At 36.7% G+C, this 2,854-nt stretch carries 2 protein-coding genes and 1 rRNA gene; 2 read left to right on the top strand and 1 reads right to left on the bottom strand.

Features of this window, described 5'->3' with window-relative positions; translation table 11 throughout:
• On the bottom strand, nucleotides 1-279 hold a 279-nt coding region (locus HMPREF9010_RS23900), incomplete at its 3' end, for an ISAs1 family transposase (protein ID WP_008646299.1).
• A 994-nt stretch (nucleotides 280-1,273) separates the two neighbouring features.
• Here HMPREF9010_RS23900 and HMPREF9010_RS23905 point away from each other — a divergent pair.
• Both HMPREF9010_RS23905 and HMPREF9010_RS0123915 read left to right on the top strand, forming a co-directional pair.
• A complete protein-coding gene (locus HMPREF9010_RS23905; RefSeq protein WP_004296294.1) occupies nucleotides 1,274-1,621 on the top strand; it encodes a hypothetical protein in 348 nt (115 codons plus the stop codon).
• Nucleotides 1,622-2,486: 865 nt separating this feature from the next.
• Nucleotides 2,487-2,854: ribosomal RNA gene (locus HMPREF9010_RS0123915) — 16S ribosomal RNA — on the top strand; the annotation flags it as partial.

Raw genomic sequence — 2,854 nt, 5'->3', positions numbered from 1 at the left:
TACCCAGTTACGAAAGATCAACTCAAAATACTCGGGCTTTATTATACTGAAGAATCTATTAAAAGTATCATGACTGGGGATGAACTCCAGGTCAGGTATGCGACTTTTGAAAAAAGCAATTTTCGCATTGCCAAATTCCTCAATCTCATTCCAGGATTGGGCGCCACAGATTACAGCAGCAATGGATATATAGATAATGGTTTCCATTTTATGTACTTTTTTGCGGTTCATCCTAGGATCTTCTATTTGTTTACAAAGGTCAATTATGCCAATTTTCATGTTAGTTTATGTTTTAATATATCTTATAAAGATAAGAAAAACAATCGATATAAACAAATGATAGTGTATTAATAATCAGTAGTATAGCAAAGAAATAACAAAGGAGAATATAGTAAAAAATATAATGCGTCTGCCCTGCTTCCTGCTACTATCTGTATCATTGCACTCGAGTGAACAGATCGTTCCACTCTAGTGGGCGGTTCTTTCTACTCTAGTGCACAGGCCTGTCCACTGGAGTGGAACGATATAGATGCCGGTAGAAAAATATGCGGATACCTGCTCTATATACTTCCAATAAGCACTGATAATATATTGTAAATAGGTGCATGGTCTGGTATTCAACTTGGTCTTTAGCTTAGGATCTAGCTTGAGAATTTATAGGATAAATAGTCAAAATACTATGAGAAATACCTTGATAAGTTATGAGAAATAGGTTGTTTTATGTACAAAATGCGGGTCATACTATGAGAAATACTGTTTTGTATTTTTATTCTCATTGTGTTATATTGTTGATTTACAGAAAATTATTGTGCATGTTATGAGAATATGAGAATATGAGAAATGAAAATGAGAAATTGTTTCTAGTAGGATATTGGGTTTGTGTTTTTTATGCGATATAGACTGAATTAATTGATCTATCATGTTTTTCCTGTCAAAATTGTTTGTTTAATAGATATTTATTTCTACTTTTGTGATAACTTACTTTCGAGCGAAGGAAGTAGTTTTTTAATAATTTTATTGAGAACGGTTATTTGTTACATTCATATATAAAATCCGCTAAATTTTAACTTTCGTGAATGGAATGAATGACAGGTCTCACGCACTATTGTCTGTATAACCTTGTTATATATCCAATTGGGCGTGGGGCTATCATTCATGTTCACGAAAGGGGTCTTAGCGGATACCTATATATGGCATGAATAGATAGTTTCCACGCTCTCTTTTTTTATAACCCTCGCACCACCGGGAACTGATGCGGTAATAAACGCAACCTATGTACGGAGACTTTAATCGAATTGTTGTTCAGCTGACTCAGCATCCTGTTATGTACAAACCCCTCTCGGATTTAACCTATACGGAATGTGAACTAGCCTATGCTTTGATACGGGAGTTGATTGATTTGTCAATCGAAGGGGATTATACTTTATTGGACTATATCCAAATGGCCCGGCTGGAATACTATCTGGGTGAACTGTCTTGTAAGATAAGCTGTAGTAGGGAGGAGACTGCCCTTCATTATGCGGGCGCCCTTCATCTGTTAGAAAAAGGCGGCTTTGATTTGGGCATAAAGAAGTGGGTTGAACTTGTCAGCCTGCGAATAGAGAACTCTAAAAAAGAATGACATTCTGATTTTATAGTTAGAATCTGATTAGTACCCACTCTGTATTTATCCGATCTATACCTATGGAATAGTCAACCGTTAGACCGCTTAGAAAAAGTATTCTGACGGTTGATTCTAAATCCTCTTGCTTTTTTCTAATATCTATTTTCTTGTAGTTTTCTTTTTCGTCTTTTTCTTTTCATTCTCTTTTCACGCCTTCACTCGCCCGCGTGTGATATAATAATGTGTATCCCTCTCGTCGTTTCCGCGCACAATTTTCCTATACATAAAAAATATGTTCTCCAACATCGTTATGCGTCAGCACTTTAGCAAATGTATTCAAAAATAATTAGAAAAAATAGTTTGATATATTTGGAGTATATATCAAAAGGGCGTACTTTTGCACCCGCTTTCCAAGAGAAGAAAGCCTTGACAAATTGACTTAGTGAAAAAGTGGAATCCCACTTAAAGAAAAGAACAAAAAACTTCCGAAAAAGTTTGGATTATAATAAATAAAGTTCTTATCTTTGCAGTCCGATTCGCAAAGAAAATTGGCAAGAGTTATTCTTTCATACCTTCTTTCCCTTTCGCATAGAGAGCCAGAGAAACCAGCGTAAAAAGAAAAACTAAAAAAAACTTCCGAAAAAGTTTGGTAGTTAAAAATAAAGCCCTTACCTTTGCACCCGCTTTTAAAACGAAAGCAACAAGTTCTTTGAAATATTGATAAACAATACAAGTAGTACAAGTAAAAAATAGAACCGTCAATACTTGTCTTATGAAGTAGTGATACAATTAAGGCTAATAGGTATTTGAATAAGGTCAATAAATTTACGGCGTCCTGAACAGAGCAAAAAAGTCATCTTAACCGATGATAAAAAATACTTTTACAATGAAGAGTTTGATCCTGGCTCAGGATGAACGCTAGCTACAGGCTTAACACATGCAAGTCGAGGGGCAGCATTTTAGTTTGCTTGCAAACTGAAGATGGCGACCGGCGCACGGGTGAGTAACACGTATCCAACCTGCCGATAACTCCGGGATAGCCTTTCGAAAGAAAGATTAATACCGGATGGCATACGAATATCGCATGATATTTTTATTAAAGAATTTCGGTTATCGATGGGGATGCGTTCCATTAGTTTGTTGGCGGGGTAACGGCCCACCAAGACTACGATGGATAGGGGTTCTGAGAGGAAGGTCCCCCACATTGGAACTGAGACACGGTCCAAACTCCTACGGGAGGCAGCAGTGAGG

Origin of the sequence: Bacteroides sp. 3_1_23, assembly GCF_000162555.1 — a bacterium.
GTDB lineage: Bacteria > Bacteroidota > Bacteroidia > Bacteroidales > Bacteroidaceae > Bacteroides > Bacteroides ovatus.
This window is presented reverse-complemented; position numbering and strand designations above follow the sequence as displayed.